This window comes from Spirosoma sordidisoli (assembly GCF_004138325.1).
In the GTDB taxonomy this organism is placed as follows: Bacteria; Bacteroidota; Bacteroidia; order Cytophagales; family Spirosomataceae; genus Spirosoma; species Spirosoma sordidisoli.
This window is the reverse complement of record NZ_SBLB01000005.1, coordinates 326,936-343,523: the sequence shown is the minus strand read 5'-3', so window position 1 is coordinate 343,523 and position 16,588 is coordinate 326,936. Positions and strand designations below refer to the sequence as shown.

Below are 16,588 nucleotides of genomic sequence, written 5' to 3'. Positions count from 1 at the left end.
ACCCGGGTTGGGCATGACCGGAAAACGAAAACCGAAAACCCATCATTTATTTATAGCTACGCTGCGTCAGCTTCACGTTTTCGAACTCCAGTATTTCTTTATGGAGCGTTTCGGGCTGGTTCTCGCCCTGGTATTCCCAGGCCGCTACGTAGGCAAAGTTAGCGTCGTCGCGCAGGGCCTCGCCGTCTTCGGTCTGGTGCTCCTCGCGGAAGTGGCCACCGCAGGATTCTTCCCGGTTAAGCGCATCGTCGACCATCAACGCACCCAGCTCGATGAAATCGGCCACGCGACCGGCTCCTTCGAGCGACTGGTTCATTTCTTCGTTTTCGCCCATGATCCGCACGTTACTCCAGAACTCGGCCTTCAGATCCTGAATCATCTTCTTGGCTTTTTTCAGTCCCTCGGCGTTGCGCGACATACCGCAGTAATCCCACATGATCAGACCCAGCTGGCGGTGGAACTCGTCGACGGGCTTTGTTCCCTTGATCGACAGCAGCCGCTGAATCTGGTCCGTTACGCGTTGTTCCGCTTCTTTGAACGCAGGCGCATCGACGGGCAGTTTGTCGGCCGGGCCGATGGTAGCCAGGTAGTCACCTACCGTATACGGAATAACGAAGTACCCGTCGGCCAGGCCCTGCATCAGCGCCGAGGCCCCAAGGCGGTTGGCGCCGTGGTCCGAGAAGTTGGCTTCACCGAGCGCGTACAGGCCCGGAATGCTCGTCATCAGGTTGTAATCGACCCACAGGCCACCCATCGTATAGTGAACAGCCGGGTAGATCATCATCGGCGTCTCGTACGGATTGTCGTCAACAATCTTTTCGTACATCTCGAACAGGTTGCCGTACTTCGCTTCGATGGTTTTACGACCGTCGCGCTTGATGGCATCGGCAAAATCGAGATAAACCGCCAGACCTGTTTTACTGACTCCGCGACCTTCGTCGCAGACGTATTTGGCGTTCCGGGAGGCTACGTCGCGCGGAACGAGGTTACCGAACGATGGGTAGCGCCGTTCCAGGAAGTAATCCCGGTCTTCTTCCTTAAGGTCGGTTGGTTTGAGCTGACCTTTCCGGATTTTTTCGGCGTCTTCCTTGGTTTTGGGCACCCATACGCGCCCGTCGTTCCGGAGCGACTCCGACATCAGCGTCAGCTTCGACTGGTAATCGCCTTTTACCGGAATACAGGTCGGGTGAATCTGGGTGAAGCAGGGGTTGGCAAACAGAGCCCCGTGTTTGTGAGCCCGCCAGGCCGCCGTCACGTTGGAGTTCATGGCGTTGGTCGAGAGGTAGAACACGTTGCCGTAGCCACCCGTACACAGCAGCACCGCATGGGCCGAGTGCGATTCTATCTTACCCGTAATCAGGTTGCGGGTTACGATGCCGCGGGCTTTACCGCCTTCCACTACGATGTCGAGCAGTTCGGTACGGGTCAGCATTTTCACCTTACCGGTAGTCACCTGCCGACTCAGTGCCGAGTAAGCGCCCAGCAGCAGCTGCTGCCCGGTCTGGCCCCGGGCGTAGAACGTCCGCGATACCTGAGCGCCCCCGAACGAACGGTTGGCCAGCAGACCGCCGTACTCCCGCGCAAACGGAACGCCCTGCGCTACGCACTGGTCAATGATATTAACACTCACCTCGGCCAGGCGATACACGTTGCCTTCGCGGGCACGGTAGTCACCTCCTTTGATGGTGTCGTAGAACAGCCGGAAGACCGAGTCACCGTCGTTCTGATAATTTTTAGCTGCGTTGATACCACCCTGGGCGGCAATGGAGTGCGCCCGACGGGCGCTATCGTGGAACGTAAGGGCTTTTACATTATAGCCCAGCTCCGCCAGCGAGGCTGCGGCCGACGCGCCGGCCAGCCCCGTACCAACGACAATGATATCGTACTTCCGCTTGTTCGCCGGGTTTACCAGCTTCAAGCCGAACTTATGCCGGGCCCACTTCTCGGCTAACGGCCCCTCGGGAATCTTTGAATCCAGCTTCATAGTCAGTTGTGATTAGGCGGTTGATCGATTGAGTCATTGCCGGGATAAGCCAGCTATGCGCTTAATCGCTCAACCATTGATTCACTCATTTTATAATATCCCGTGAACTTGCAAAAACACGTAAATCGGCATGGCCGCAAAAGCCGCCGGAATGATGAAGGCAAAGAAATACCGGCCTACCGTTTCGATGATAGGCGTGTACTTCGGGTGCCGAACCCCCAGCGTCTGAAACCCACTCTGGAAACCATGGGCCAGGTGATAGCCCACCGCAACCATCGACAGTACGTACAACAGCACGTACCACCACTCCGCAAACGCTACTTTCACAACGGCGTACAGATCTTTGTACTGCTTGCCGTCATACTCGGCCATCGGAACCGAGCCAAAGTGCATCTCGTACCAGAACGTGCGCATGTGAATGATAATGAATACCAGCAGTACCGTACCCAGAATACCCATGTTGCGCGATGCCCAGGGGCTGTTGGCCTCTGGTTTACTGTAGGCGTACTTAACCGGCCGCGATGCTGAGTTATGCCGCGTCAGCACGAGCGCCATCAGGGCATGAACCAGAATGGAGGTGTAGAGCAGATACGAGACCGTAATGATGAGCGGATTGTGCGTCATGAAGTAGGTGTACTCGTTAAACGCCCGACCGCCATCGGCCTTGAACAGCTGGAGATTACCAGCCATGTGTACAATGAGGAAAGTACTCAGAAACAGCCCCGTCAATGACATGATGACCTTGCGGCCGAGGGAGCTGGATAGTGTTTGTGTTACCCAAGCCATACGGTGAACGACACGAAAGAAGTAGTTGTAAACAAGTGAAAAATAGCCAGTTTCAATGGCGCATCAAAACTATATCACAAACGCGACGCAAACAAGATTTGTGCCCTGCAGACGCTGGTTTATGTCTAATTTATTGCCTATAAAAATTACACAAACAACGTGCGTCCCTAACCGGATGTCCAAAGTTTTTGTTTGCCGACCGAACCCCTTTACTTTGCTCCGACAAATGGCTTGGTGCCGTTTTATTCTTCTATGAAAGCATATGTTTTTCCCGGCCAGGGGTCGCAGTTCCGCGGCATGGGCCATGACCTTTATCAACAGTCAGAAGCGGCCCGCTCCCTTTTTGACCAGGCCAACCAGATCCTCGGCTACGATCTGACCCGGATCATGTTTGAAGGAACCGACGAGGACCTTAAACAAACAATTTATACGCAGCCCGCCGTTTTTCTGCATGGCGTCGTGCTGGCGCTCACCACCGACTCGTTTTCTCCCGATATGGTAGCGGGGCATTCACTCGGCGAACTGTCGGCATTGACGGCGGCTGGTGTGCTGTCGTTCGAGGATGGGCTCCGGCTGGCGTCGATCCGGGCAACGGCCATGCAGCGCGCCTGCGAGATTACCCCGTCGACCATGGCTGCGGTGCTCGGACTGGCCGACGATGTAATTGAGCGGATCTGCGCCGAAGTAACGGAAGAGATTGTGGTGCCGGCCAATTATAACTGCCCCGGCCAGGTCGTGATCTCGGGGAGTATGGCGGGGATCGAGCTGGCGGGTGAGCGACTCAAGGCAACCGGTGCCCGGCGGGTGTTACCATTGGCCGTGGGAGGTGCGTTCCACTCGCCTTTTATGGAACCCGCCCGCGACGAGTTTGCCCAGGCCGTTACCAATATGACATTTGCCCAGCCGCGCTGTCCGGTCTATCAGAACGTAGACGCCCGCCCGGCTACCGATCCGGCGCAGATCAAAGCCAACCTGATTGCCCAGCTCACCTCGCCCGTTCGGTGGACCCAGTCCGTTGAACAGATGGTAACCGACGGCGCTACCGAATTTATCGAGAGCGGCCCGGGTAAAGTATTGCAGGGACTGGTCAAAAAAATAAGTCCGGCCGTAACAATCGACGGTTTATCGGTAGCCTGACCGACTGATTATCAGCACGGACAGGCTCAGTACCCTGTTTGAGTCTCTTTTTTTTGAAAAATGGTTTTGCATTTACGCATAGAAATACGTTATCTTTGCACTCGCAAATGCAAAACAGCCCGATAGTATAAGGGTAGTACGACAGATTTTGGTTCTGTTTGTGGAGGTTCGAATCCTTCTCGGGCTACTTACCGAAAGCCGCTTGATCTTCAGGCGGCTTTCGTGTTTTATACCCATTTTATAGGTCATTGATAGGCTATAAATCTGCTTAGTAATTTTTTACCATTATATTTTGTTTTTTTTTGTTGTCTGTTTAAAAAATACTTTCCTTTGCTTATTATCAATTAAAAGTTACATCGAAGAGATTTTCTTTCTATATCCGTCTCTTGGTTGTACAATCATTCGGCCCTTTGATTATACCGTAAAGGCCGTTTTGGACACCCGGAGCCAGCGTAAAGCGAGAGAATTAATGGCGTTAATTTGGTGTTTTAAGTGTATTGTAGTGACCCTTGTAGGGAATTCTAGTCAAATAAGTGTAACTACTTGCTTGAATTATCATGAATGCAATTCTTATGGAGAAAGAAGAAAAGGTAAGGAGAAACCGAGCCAAAACCACCCAGCGCATCGTTGAAGCACTGGAAGAGGTTATTGCTGAGCGGGGTCTTGAAGGGGTTGGCGTAAACCGGGTAGCTGAAAAAGCCAACGTCAGCAAGGTCTTGATTTACCGGTACTTTGGCGGCATGGAAGGCCTGCTCGAATACTACGTGAAAATGGGAAAGCTGTTTCCAGTTTTCAATCCGGCAGTATTGGATCAGATTCGGCCGCTGCACGACTCAGATGTTGCCCGTATCTGGTACAGACAGGTAATCCAGACGTATCGCTATTTCAGAACCTTCAAAGCAGCCCGCGAAGTACTGAAAGCGACCGTTATTGAAAATGATTCCATTGCTGAAACAGCCGCCAGAGCGCAGGACGAAGAAATGACCCGGCTTGTGAGCCAGCTCTCTTTCGTAAAAGGCGCTGACACCCAGGCGATTTCAGCCGTTATTTTGGGAGCGATGACGTATCTGACGATCATGGCGCAGAACGACCGGACCATGATCAGCATCGATCTGCGGAGCGAAGAAGGCTGGAAGCGGATCGAAAACGCCGTTAAAGCCATCTACATCGCCCTGAACAAAATGGCTATTCAGTCGAAAGACGTTGAACTCGAATTACAATCGGCCCATCTGCCGACTGCCCAATGGTAAGATCAGGAGTCAAGCTATCAGTAACCAATTAGTAGTGCACGAAGACAGCCTCTGAATACACTACTAATTGCTGACTGATAACATGAATTGCATCCTGTACGCGCTTACTGAGCCTGTACCGTTTTAGCCTGCGGCCCTACCCCTTTAATAGTCAATGACTTCCACTTCTTCGGCAGTTTTGTTTTCAGCTGCGTAATACCACTATCCGTAATTTCGATTCCTCCGAATCCATTCAGAACCGCCTGTAACATTCCTCCGGCCCCCGTTGCAAAATACGGGTTTGTGCCACCAGCGGTTTCAGCCAGCACCCCAAACGGTGGTACCTCATTGGGTTTGTAACTCTTTACAAACCAGTCATAGGCCTTGTCCGTATTGCCCAGCCGCGCGTTCAGCGTGGCCAGCACCGACCAGCCCATGGCAGGCCCCTCCGGCGAATAGCGCGGTTCGTAATAGGTCAGGTCTTTGCGGATCAGGGCCGGATCGGTTATGACCGTGAGCGGATAAGCCAGCAGGTTTACATCGGCCTGTTTAATCGTGACCCCGTCGTAGGTGCGGTTTTCTTTGGTCGTGCCGTCCGGGAATTTCAGGATCGGGATGTTGTCGGCTACGGTTTTCCAGTCGGGATTGGGCGTTATTCCCAACTCCTGAGCGGCCTGGCTGGCGTATTGCAGGGATGTTTTGGCCATTCCGTTCGTGAAGGCGTTATCATCGATGTTTTCCTGCCATTCGTTGGCGCCGATTACGTTGTTGATGTGGTAGTTGCCCGGCCCTTCGCGCTCGACCCGGCTCGCCCAGAAATCAGCTACTTCTTTCAGCATCGGGTAGCCACGGGTACGCAGCCACTCCTTGTCTTTCGTAACCTGATAATATTTCCAGAAAGCCCAGCCCACGCAGCCGGTGATATGGTGCTGAAACGGCCCCGTCAGGGCCCAGACGGGCGTAGCTTCCTGCCCGTCGGCGTCTGACTCCCACGGAAACATTACCCCGGCATAGCCGTGGCTGAAGGCGTTCTGTTTGGCCATCTGCATGCGTTCGAACCGGTATTCGAGCAGGGAACGGGCCATTTCGGGTTTCAGCGTCAGCAGGGGCGGGTACATCCACAGCTCCGTATCCCAGAACACGTGTCCGTTATAACCCAGCCCCGACAGGCCCATAGGCGAGAGACTGTAGGCCTGCCCTTCGCGCGCAAACGAATACAGATGGTACAGCGCCGACCGTACGGCCCGCTGCGCATCCGGATCGCCCTCGATGACAATATCGCTCCGCCACAGTTTGGCCCATTCGGCATTATGGCGCATCAGCAGCCGTTCGGTCCGTTCCAGCGCGGCAAAGATGGTCAGCCGTTCGGCTTCGTTATGCGGATCGGCGGTATGGGCCGTCGACGATACCGAACCAACAATGCTGAAGCGGTAGGTTTCGCCCGCTTTGAGCCGTTTTTTGAACTTGGCCAGGTGCATGTTGTAGTCCCAGTCTTCGTGAATGACATCCGGCTCCTGCCCGTGGGGCTCTTCGAAAATGAAGCTGTTGCTGGCTGCTACGGTATGCCGGCCCGACGGACTCTTGGCAACGGACGTCAGCAGGCGGATGGTCACGTGCGACCGGTCGATCTCGGCGTAGAAATTCTTGACTTCTTTCAGGTTCTCGGGCGTTTCGATCACGCTCATCGGGCTGATTTCGCAGTCTTTGCGGGCCGTAATCTCGACCATCGTCAGGGCCGAATACGGCAGATGCCGCAGGGCCATGACCGTTTGCCGAACGCCAACCTTGTCTTTGTAGTCGAAGGTGGTGGTCAGGGCCGCTTTCTGCATGTCGAGCGTTTGCCGGTAATTGGCAATATCTTTTGGCCCGAGCCGCGAGCCGTCGACGTCGAGATTCATGTTGACGAAGTTGAATACCTTCAGGATGTTGGACACCCGGCCGCGTCCGTAGGTATCGAACGCCCCGTTCAGCACCACATCTTTCACTTTCATCGGCTCCGGCGACGAGACCAGCCCGATCATACCGTTGGCTACGGTAATGCCGTAGTAGTTGGCGGGATTGATGTTCTGACCAACAATCTGCCAGTCCGGGCTGGCCGACTGACCCAATACGTCAGGCGACTGATACCCAATCAGGAGAGCCAGCCCAACGCCATACATTAGTTTACGCATATTCATCACTAGTTGAAATATGGACTAAAAATAATGCTATTTGCGGGCATGTTCACATCCAGGTCAGTAGTTTTTCCGGCTGCCGGGTTATTCGGGGTTATAGGTCAGCTGCAACACCAGCGCCTGCTGACCGTCGCGGTTGATCCGTTGCCAGCCCAGGGCTACCGGGAAATGTTTTCCCAGGTATACTTCCACCCCCAGTACCAATTGGCCCAAGTCGTGGCCACCCGAAATCCAGTCGCCCAGCAGGTGAAATTTCTGGTAGAAAATACCGGCGTCGAAGCCCGCCTGAAACCCCGCCCGGGGGCCGTCGCCCAGGTAGCGCGCGTTGGCGGTATAACCCCCAAACGACCAGTTGTAATGTTCATCGTGTAATGATCCGGCCACGTGCCCATAGAGGTAGCCAACCCACTGCGCCGGTCGGTCGGGCGTCAGGTTGAAGCCGGTCTGCGCCCCAATGGCCAGCTCCAGCTGATCGGTAATGTCGAAGGCTTTCTGCGTATTCAGCAGCAACAGCGGGCTGTAAGCCTGCCCGGTGGTCGAGTCGTTTCGCATGAACCGATGCGCCGACGGTTTGTAATCGAGGTTATAGAGATTGGCGCCGACTTCCCACTCGCGTCCGAGCCCGAAGGAGACAGTCGTGCCCGACCGGATCGACTCGGCAATGGTAAACTGCTGCTGGACAGACAGCTCGTGCTTCTCGACAATGTCGGACGACGGCACGTTGAAATACGTCTGCTGGGCCAGGACTGGTAGCGGGAGCGACAACAGTACCAGCAGTAAACCGGGTACATTCTTTATTTTCATAACGTCATGTATGTGAAAGGTCCTCTGCCTAAACCACGGCAGAGGACCTTTCGCTTGAACAGACCCGTAAATTGGTAGCTACCGGCCCGCTACGGCCGACTTTCGGGTATGCAGTTTCTGCAGCACCCACTGCCCTACTTTCTCGCCCTGCACCTGCCCGTTATCCAGCGCGGCCCGGTAGTGGATACCGCCGTAGAGTCGGCTGATGGAGGCTTCGTTGGCTGCGTCGCGGAACGACTTGAACGACCGAACGCCGTGACCATATTTAAATTCTGTCGAATCAACGAACGCAATGCTGTCGCCAATGAGCGCAGTCATCACCGTAGCGGCTGCCGTCGAGATGACGCTGTGCCCGCTGGAGTACTCCGGAAACGGGGGCGTTTGCAGAAAAGGCGTCCATTTGGGATCCATGTATTTGTTGATCACCGTTTCGGGGCGAACCATGTTGGAGCGGTATTTCTCGTCCCAGCAGGAGATAAACCCGTCGGTCAGCGCAAACGATGTCAGCGCATACATCTCTACCGTCCGCATCAGGTTCAGCTTCTGCTGTCGGGCTACGGTTTGGCCGATGGCCAGCCAGTGGCCACCGGGAGTCATCTTCTTGGAGGCATAGGATACGTGACCAGCCACGTTCATGACGAAGGCGTTATCGTCCCAGAAGTAGGCGATATCCTGCTTCTGCTTGTCCATGCTCTTGCCGATCGTATACACCTCCTGCAGCTCTTTGTCGTAGGGGCTGCCTTTGGTCAGGTTATAGGCGGGCGGGCGGGGCGGCATAAACTGATTGCAGGTATCCATAGCCCAGCAGCGGAGCTTGTTCCACTGGGGTTCGGCGGCATCCATGTAGGCCGGGGGCGTAGGTACCCAGGTGCCATCCTGATTGGTTACGGTATGTTTGAACCCACGGGTCTGCTTGTAATTATCCTTGGCCGCATAGTCCAGCACGTGTTTGGCAACGGCTTCGCCATAGGCCATCGAGCGCTCGTAGACCTCGTCAGGCACCCCCGCCTTTTTGTACTGCTCGTAGAAAGACGGTTCAAACTCATCGTAGAACTCGACCGAAAACGTCAGAGCGCGGGCCACCGTCATGAAAGCGCGGGCACTGGCCAGCGGAAAGCAATAGTCCTGACCGGGCGTGGGCGCAGGGCCGGCTTCGTAGCGTTTCAGTTTACCGCCCAGCGACTGATACTGCGCATCGAACTGCACGAGCGCTTCGTAGCCCGCCAGGTTCGCGTAGGCATAGATCCGGCTGGCAACCGGGGGCGAGAATATATCGTGGATAATAACCTGCGTCAGCTTGTTGAGCGCGGTATTGTAATACTCCGGATTGGCCGCTTTGGCGTTATATTCCGCAGGCGTTGCTGGCTTCTGGCAGCCGACGAATCCGACCAGCAACAGCGCCATCAGGAGACCTGATCGTAGCAATGTGTTCATTAGACAAAAGATAGGTTAGTCAAGCAATTTCAGTAGTTACGATTCGATTAGCACTTACAAAATTACGGGAAAATACCAGAGAAAAAGAAGACAAACACCCGAAATACGTATAGAGCCGACCGAACCAATCAGGCTGACAGTCACGAAAGAACATAATCTAGGTTTTTCATCGCACCGTCCGATGCCCGAACGGTCTTTCCCGGGGGGCTCACCCGTCTACCGCACATATTCGGGCCAAAATCCCCGCAGGCTGGCCCCGTTGCGGCCAACTACCAGCAGCGGCCCCCGGGCTGTGCGTACGGGTTGGATGTCCCGAATTTCGCCGTCGAGCAGGAACCCACTTTCTACGGGCGACAGACTGCTGAAATGGCCCCTGCCATCGTTACGCAACACTAGCCCGCTACTGGCGTCGTAGCGACCCTGGTACATACTGGCGCCGAAAAAGTTACCGCCCCCCAGCAGATCGAGGTCACCGTCGCCGTCGATATCGAGAGGTAACAGCGCGAATAGTTTCGACACCTGCGCCTGCATCGGCAGGTCCCGCACGACGAAGCGGCCGTTCTGATTTTCGAGATAAACCGAAGCAAACTGATTAACGGTAAACGCATCCGTACCGCTCAGCTCGCTGTCGGTCAGTACGTCGGCCAGGGGTTTGCCGGCAAACGATGCGTAGTTGGTGAAGCGCTTGTTGATGATACCCGGCATCTGCTTGCCCAGCTCGTCTTTGAAAGCCAGCGGATACCAGGTCGCCCCCCGGTTGTAGGCTATGATCTGCTCGGTGGTCTGGTTGTTGTCGAGGTCGCCGACCCGGAGTTTCAGCGCCGAGTCAGGTGTCTTGCGCAGCTTCGTATTCGTACCCAGGTTAGCCGCTACCAGGTCCAGATCACCGTCGCGGTCGAAGTCGGCGGCTACGATGCGCTGGTAGAATCCGTTAAGGGGCGTGTCGCTGGCCGTAATCGTTTTCAGCTCATCGAACCGCCCATTCTGGTTGGCAAAGATGCGCACCGGCATCCAGTCGCCGACCAGGATCAGGTCCGCATCCCGGTCGTTGTCGTAATCAGCCCAGACGGCATCGGTAACCATACCGACCCGGCGCAGGCCCGCGGCCCGTTTGTCGGTCTCGTCGGTAAACTGGCCCCTGCCATTGTTGATGAGCAGATACGACCGGGGCGATTTCCCGTAGGCGTACCCAACAACCCGGCCACCCACGAACAGATCGAGGTCGCCATCACCGTCGACGTCAGCGGGCTTTACGCAGCTTTTGTTATCGTACATGGGCGGCAGAGCCTGCGCGGCCCGGCTGAAACGGCCTTTGCCATCGTTCAGATAGAGCCGATCGAGGAGCGGCAAGTCCTGCCCGGAAAATTCGTTACCGGCCGAAACGACGTACAGGTCGAGGTCTTTATCCCCGTCGGCATCGAAGAAAACAGCATCGACATCTTCGTAGGCGGCATCGGCGGCAAAAGCGGCCTGACTCATAGCCGCGAACCGGCCCGAGGGCTGCTGCACCAGTAACTGACCGGCCTGGTTACGAGCCCCACCGGCATAGATATCGTCCAGCCCGTCGCCGTTCACGTCGCCCACCGCCAGCCGCGGCCCTTCGGTCGACAGTTTGAAGGGCATCAGCGACTCCCGCACGAAGTCGTAGTACTGCTTATTCTCCTGATGCACGAACGGCAGCGCCATTGTGCCGGCAACGGGGGTAAACAGGCGCGGGTCGGCGGGGGTGGTGTAGCGGTAGCCGGCAGCATCGAGCCGGGCGTCGGTCTGGCGGAGGGTGAGCGTCTGGCCAGTGGGTACGTTTGTCCGGACTTCCATCTGCTGGTTAGGCCAGATCACGATCAGCGAGTCGATCCGGCGACGGTTGCCCAGCCCAAACAACAATTCGGGTGCTACCGCCGACTCGAATCCCCGCGTAGGCATCAGCTGCTGTACCTGCAAGGAATCCCGCTGCGTGGCCCCGCCGTATTTCAGGACCACTTTTGCGCCGACGCCAAAGGTGTTGGGGGCCTTGCCCTTCAGCCGAACGGTCAGGTGCTGCCGCTCCGGAAAGAGCCGGTCGGTCTCGTTACGATACAAACTGGCCGGGGCGTCGATGTTGTTCGTGATCAGGTCAAGGTCGCCGTCATTGTCGAGGTCGGCATAGGCGGCTCCGCACGAGACGGTAGGCTGGTCGAAGCCCCAGCTCAGCGACTTATCCTCGAGCCGGCCGCTGGCCTGCCCCCGGTACAGGTAGTTATGCACTTTGCCTTCGGGCATTCGGTCGATGGCGCCGGTGTTGCCAGCACCCGCCTGGGTATAGGGGCCCGACTCGTCGGAGATGTATTTAACATAGTCGAGATCGTTGGGCCGACGCACAATGCCGTTGGCAATGAACAGGTCTTTCAGCCCGTCGTTGTCGTAATCGGCCAGCAGGGGCGACCAGCTCCAGTCGGTAGCGGCTACGCCCGCCAGCAGCCCCACATCCATGAACCGTTTGCCCGACTGGCTGATCTGCAAACAATTGCGGCTGTACTGATCCATGTAGCCGTAGGTCAGCTTATACCGGTAGATATCGAGCGGATCTTCGCCCAGCGACGACTTCTCGACGGTTTCGTCGGCGGGGTACATATCGAGCGTGATCAGGTCGGGGTAGCCGTCGTTGTTGACATCGGCCGCATCGTTTCCCATCGAAAACCGGCTCGTATGGCCAAACGCCTGCCGAACGCTTTCGGTAAAACCACCCCGCTGGTTATTCACATAATAATAATCGTCTTCGTGGAAATCGTTCGAGACGTAGATATCCTCCCAGCCGTCGTTGTTCAGATCGGCCACCGAAACGCCCAGCCCGTAGCCCATTTCGGCCCCGAAAATACCGGCCTGCTCCGACACGTCGACGAAATAAGGCGATGCAGGCGTCTGCCCCGACGACGGTTTTGGGCCCTCGTTGCGGAACAGGTAATCGCCCGCTTCGCGGTTGCGGATAGTTCGGATCGAGACACGGTCGTAGCTGCGGGAGGTGTGTACGGCGTGGTTGAGCAGGAAGCAGTCCAGGTCGCCATCGTGGTCGAAGTCGAAGAAAGCGGCCTGGGTTGAGAAGCCCGCAAAGGCCAGCCCGTACTCGGCGGCCCGCTCGGTAAAGGTGCCGTTTTTGTTGTTGATATACAGCTCGTTCGTACCACGCAGCCCCCTGAACCGGCTCACCGCGCAGACGTAAATATCGAGCCAGCCATCACCGTTCACATCGGCCATGGTTACGCCCGTTTGCCAGTCGGCCCGACCCGCCAGCCCGGCCTGTTCGGTAGCGTCGGCAAAAGTGAAGTTACCTTTGTTCAGGTAGAGCTTGTTGGGGCCCTGGTTCGAGACGAAATACAGGTCGGTCAGGCCGTCGTTGTTGAGGTCGCCAGCCGCTACGCCCCCGCCGTTGTAGAAATACAGGTAATCGAGGATAGACAGGCTGTCGGTGTTGCGCAGCTGGTTGGTAAAGGTCACCCCCGTCTGGCTGGCCTCCTGCGCCCGAAACAGAGGCTCTTCGGCCGGTTCGGACGAACAACCGATCAGGGCCATCAGCCACCCGATCCCCGCCAGCCAGCCAAGACTCCTCATGGTTTCGGCCGGTTTTGGACCGCAAACACCTGCGCCCGGTCGTTATTCTTGGCCAGCACGATATAGGATTGCCCGTTGGCGCCCCGGGCGGTCTGCATCCGGCGCACCTGCCCCCGTACGAAGAAACCCGTCTGTGTCGGCTTCGCTGCGCGGAAGTTCAGCTTGCCGTCGCCGGTCAGCAGCAGGCCGTAATTGGCGTCGTACCGGCCTATCTCGGGCAACACGTCGAAAAAGTTACCGGCCAGCAGGATGTCCAGCTTGCCGTCGCCGTTGTAGTCGCCGGTCTGGATGGCCTGAACGAGCGAGGTCTGCGCATCGATGGGGAGCGGCTTCAGGGTAAACTGGCCCTTGCCGTCGTTGATCAGGATCGAGGTCTCGGCGGTATGTACTGTCTGTACGGTCATGCCTTCGCGCTGCTGGCTCGAAAAAATATCCTCGAACCCGGCTTTGGCGTAGTCGGTATGCTTGATATATTTCGTTTTGATGGACGGGATGCGCTTCTGCAGATCGGGTTTGAGCACCATCAGGCACTCGCGGCTCTGTCCGTCCAGGCCCTTGCGGTAGCAGGTCATCACCTGTTCATAGGCCCCGTTCCGGTCGAAGTCGTTGCCGTAGAGATGCGCAGGCTCGTCGGCCGAAGCGACCATGCGGCTGTTGAGACCCAGGTTGCCGACCACGAAATCGAGGTCGCCATCGCCGTCGAGGTCGGCGGGCCGGATGGCGTTCCACCAGCCGCCCGATTTATCCAGCGTTTCGGATGTCATCCGTTCAAACCCTTTACCGGCCTTGTTTTTCAGAATGGTGATCGGCATCCAGTCGCCGACCAGCACCAGATCGGGATAGCTGTCACCGTCGACATCGGCCCAGACGGCGTCCTTCACCATGCCGATCTCGTTCGCAAACGGCATCAGCTCGTTGGTTGCGTTCCGGAACGCGCTGCCGCCCTTGCCCGCCGACCGGTCGTTGATCAGCAGCAGCTGGTTCGGATGCTGGCCGTAGCGCCCCGACACCATCCGACTGCCGACGAACAGATCCTGGTCGCCGTCGCGGTCGAAATCGGCCGCCACGACGCAGGAGTTGTTATCGCTGCTGCGGGGCATGGTCCGATCCCAGCTGAACCGGCCCTTGCCGTCGTTGATGAACAGCCGATCCTGCAGGTAAGTCGGATCTTCGAACTCGTTACCGCCGGTGGCCACGTACAGGTCGAGGTCTTTATCCCCATCGGCATCGAAGAACGTGGCGGCAATGTCTTCGGTGTAGATGGCATCGAGCAGGAACGGTTGTTTTTCGGGCGCAAACCCGGCGCCGTTGGGTTGCTGGAGGTAGAGCGACCGGGGCATGTTGGCGGCCCCACCCAGAAACACATCGTCGAGCCCGTCGCCGTTTACGTCGCCTACCGCCAGCGCCGGACCTTCGCGCGAGAGCAGCTGCTTCATCAGCCCATCGCGGTTGTAGTCGACAAAGTCGTTTTCGCGGTGCACGTAGTCCAGCTTCATGGGGGTCGTCACGTCGGCAAACAGGGTCGTCATACCGGCCGGTACTGTAGCGGGTCCGCTGATGGTGGCGACCTGGTCGGCGTTTTTATGCGCCAGCGTCAGGGTCGTGTTGGCCGTCGGTCGGCTGATCCGCTGCTTTTTATCGTCGGGCCAGATGACCGTTACCGAATCAATGACGGGGTTGCTGCCCAGGCCAAACACCATTGTCAGGTCTACCGACGACTCGAAGCCCCGGTTCGGCATCTGTTGCAGATACTGTACGTTACCCTGCTGATGCACGTATACTTTAGCCCCGATGGCGTTGAGGTTTTTGCCGTAGCCGTTCAGCCGCACCCGCAGAAAGTTACGTTTGTGCAGTTCTACCGACCGGTTCTTATAGATCGACACCGGCGCGTTGTTGTTGTTGACAACCAGGTCCAGATCGCCGTCGCCGTCGAGATCGCCATAGGCGGCCCCGTTCGAAAAATCGGGTTTACCCAGGCCCCAGTCGGCGGCTTTGTTTTCGTACTGCATACCATTGCCTTTGTTGCGGAAGGCGTAGTTGGGCAGCGGGGTAGAAGGCATCCGGTCAACGTATTCTTTGTAGTCGAACTTTTTGGTGCCTTCGATCATGGTCTGCAACTCCGGGTTGTCGGCCAGGAAAGCGATAAAATCCTGATCGGTCAGGTCTTTCAGAATCCCGTTCGCGACGAAAATATCCTTCAGACCGTCCATGTCCATATCGAACAGCAGCGCCCCCCAGCTCCAGTCGGTAGCGCTGGCCCCCGCCATCCGGCCCACTTCCGAAAACGTGTTGTTGCCGTTGTTGAGGTGCAGCATGTTGCGCGGGTCCTGGTGGTAAAAATCGCGCGACTCTTTCAGCTGGGTCAGTTCGTAGCTGTCGAACGAGGCCGTGGTTTTGAGCCGGTAATCGTCGTCGGGCATCATGTCCGTTACGAAGATATCGAGCGTGCCGTCGTTGTTGACATCGGCAATATCGGCACCCATGGAGGTGGTGCTGATATGCCCCATCTGGTTCTTGATATCTTCCCTGAAGGTGCCGTCGCGCTGGTTGATGTACAGGTAGTCGCGCTCGTAGAAGTCGTTGGAGACGTAGATGTCGGGCCAGTTGTCGTTGTTGACGTCGCCGACGGTAATGCCCAGCCCGAACCCGATCAGACTCCCGTAGATGCCCGCCTGTTCGCTCACGTCGACGAAGAGGGGGCCAACAGTAGGTGTAGCACCAGCTTTCGCCCCCCCCGCAGCGCGCTCTACCGACAGGTTGCGGAAGAGTTTGTCGCCCCCGAGCCGATCGCGGATGTCGCGCGTGTTGGCGAAGGCTAGCCGGTCCATGGGCGTAAAGCTGTTGTTGAGCAGATACATATCCAGGTCACCGTCGCGGTCGTAGTCGAAGAAGGCCGCGTGGGTCGAGAAGCCCCCGTCGACGAGGCCGTAGTCAGCCGCCTGTTCCACGAACGCTGGCATGGGTAGCCCGCCCTTACCGGCCGGCTGAACGCCCTGGTTGATGTAAAGCTGGTTACCCCGCGCGTCGCGGCTACCGGAATTGCAGACGTAGATATCCATCAGGCCGTCGCCGTTCACGTCAGCAAAGGTGACGCCGGTCGACCAGAATTTTTTTCCGGTGATACCGACCTTCTCCGTCACGTCTTCGAACGTCATACCGCCTTTGTTGAGGTAGAGCTTATTGGCTTCGAAGTTGGACGTCAGAAACAGGTCGGGCAGGCCGTCGTTGTTGACGTCGCCGATGGCTACGCCCCCGCCGTTGTAGAAATTCCGGTAGCGAAAGATGTTGAAGTCTTTGCGATCGAGGCTGCGGTTCACGAAGTCGACGCCCGTTTGAGTGGCGGGCAGCGTTTCGAACAGCGGCTCGTCCTGGCTACCGCAAGACCATAGCGAAATGAGTATGGCGGCCATCAGGCCAGATTTGATCGTCATTGTCTTATACAGATACGGCTTTAC

The 16,588-nt window shown here is 56.9% G+C and carries 9 protein-coding genes and 1 tRNA gene; 3 read left to right on the top strand and 7 right to left on the bottom strand.

Annotated features, from left to right (window positions below):
• Nucleotides 1-46: 46 nt before the first annotated feature.
• Nucleotides 47-1,984, bottom strand: a complete 1,938-nt coding sequence (locus tag EQG79_RS19195; protein ID WP_077919529.1) for a fumarate reductase/succinate dehydrogenase flavoprotein subunit — start codon at nt 1,982-1,984, stop codon at nt 47-49.
• A gap of 90 nt (nt 1,985-2,074) precedes the next feature.
• Nucleotides 2,075-2,770: a succinate dehydrogenase cytochrome b subunit gene (locus tag EQG79_RS19190; RefSeq protein ID WP_077919530.1), complete on the bottom strand. Its 696-nt coding sequence runs from the start codon at nt 2,768-2,770 to the stop codon at nt 2,075-2,077.
• Nucleotides 2,771-3,022: 252 nt separating this feature from the next.
• Here EQG79_RS19190 and fabD point away from each other — a divergent pair, with 252 nt between their 5' ends.
• From fabD to EQG79_RS19175, 3 genes are all read left to right on the top strand, one after another.
• Nucleotides 3,023-3,907 carry an ACP S-malonyltransferase gene (fabD, locus tag EQG79_RS19185; protein ID WP_129603259.1) on the top strand — a complete coding sequence of 295 codons (885 nt, stop codon included), beginning with the start codon at nt 3,023-3,025 and terminating at the stop codon, nt 3,905-3,907.
• 116 nt (nt 3,908-4,023) lie between these two features.
• Nucleotides 4,024-4,094, top strand: a tRNA-Gln gene (locus tag EQG79_RS19180).
• A gap of 370 nt (nt 4,095-4,464) precedes the next feature.
• Nucleotides 4,465-5,157 carry a TetR/AcrR family transcriptional regulator gene (locus tag EQG79_RS19175; protein ID WP_077919532.1) on the top strand — a complete coding sequence of 231 codons (693 nt, stop codon included), beginning with the start codon at nt 4,465-4,467 and terminating at the stop codon, nt 5,155-5,157.
• Nucleotides 5,158-5,261: 104 nt separating this feature from the next.
• Here EQG79_RS19175 and EQG79_RS19170 read toward each other — a convergent pair whose 3' ends face one another.
• The 5 genes from EQG79_RS19170 to EQG79_RS19150 all read right to left on the bottom strand — a co-directional run bounded on the left by EQG79_RS19170 (nt 5,262) and on the right by EQG79_RS19150 (nt 16,564).
• Nucleotides 5,262-7,295, bottom strand: coding sequence for a glycosyl hydrolase family 95 catalytic domain-containing protein (locus EQG79_RS19170; protein ID WP_369822678.1), 2,034 nt, complete (start codon nt 7,293-7,295; stop codon nt 5,262-5,264).
• Nucleotides 7,296-7,394: 99 nt separating this feature from the next.
• On the bottom strand, nt 7,395-8,114 hold the full coding sequence (locus EQG79_RS19165) for a hypothetical protein (protein WP_236648573.1): 720 nt from the start codon (nt 8,112-8,114) through the stop codon (nt 7,395-7,397).
• A gap of 78 nt (nt 8,115-8,192) precedes the next feature.
• Complete coding sequence (locus tag EQG79_RS19160) at nt 8,193-9,548, bottom strand: vanadium-dependent haloperoxidase (RefSeq protein WP_129603257.1); 1,356 nt, start codon at nt 9,546-9,548, stop codon at nt 8,193-8,195.
• Between the two features lie 216 nt (nt 9,549-9,764).
• Complete coding sequence (locus EQG79_RS19155; RefSeq protein WP_129603255.1) at nt 9,765-13,133, bottom strand: VCBS repeat-containing protein; 3,369 nt, start codon at nt 13,131-13,133, stop codon at nt 9,765-9,767.
• Nucleotides 13,130-16,564, bottom strand: a complete 3,435-nt coding sequence (locus EQG79_RS19150) for a VCBS repeat-containing protein (protein ID WP_077919625.1) — start codon at nt 16,562-16,564, stop codon at nt 13,130-13,132. The genes EQG79_RS19155 and EQG79_RS19150 overlap by 4 nt, the downstream gene beginning before the upstream one ends.
• Between the last annotated feature and the right edge of the window lie 24 nt (nt 16,565-16,588).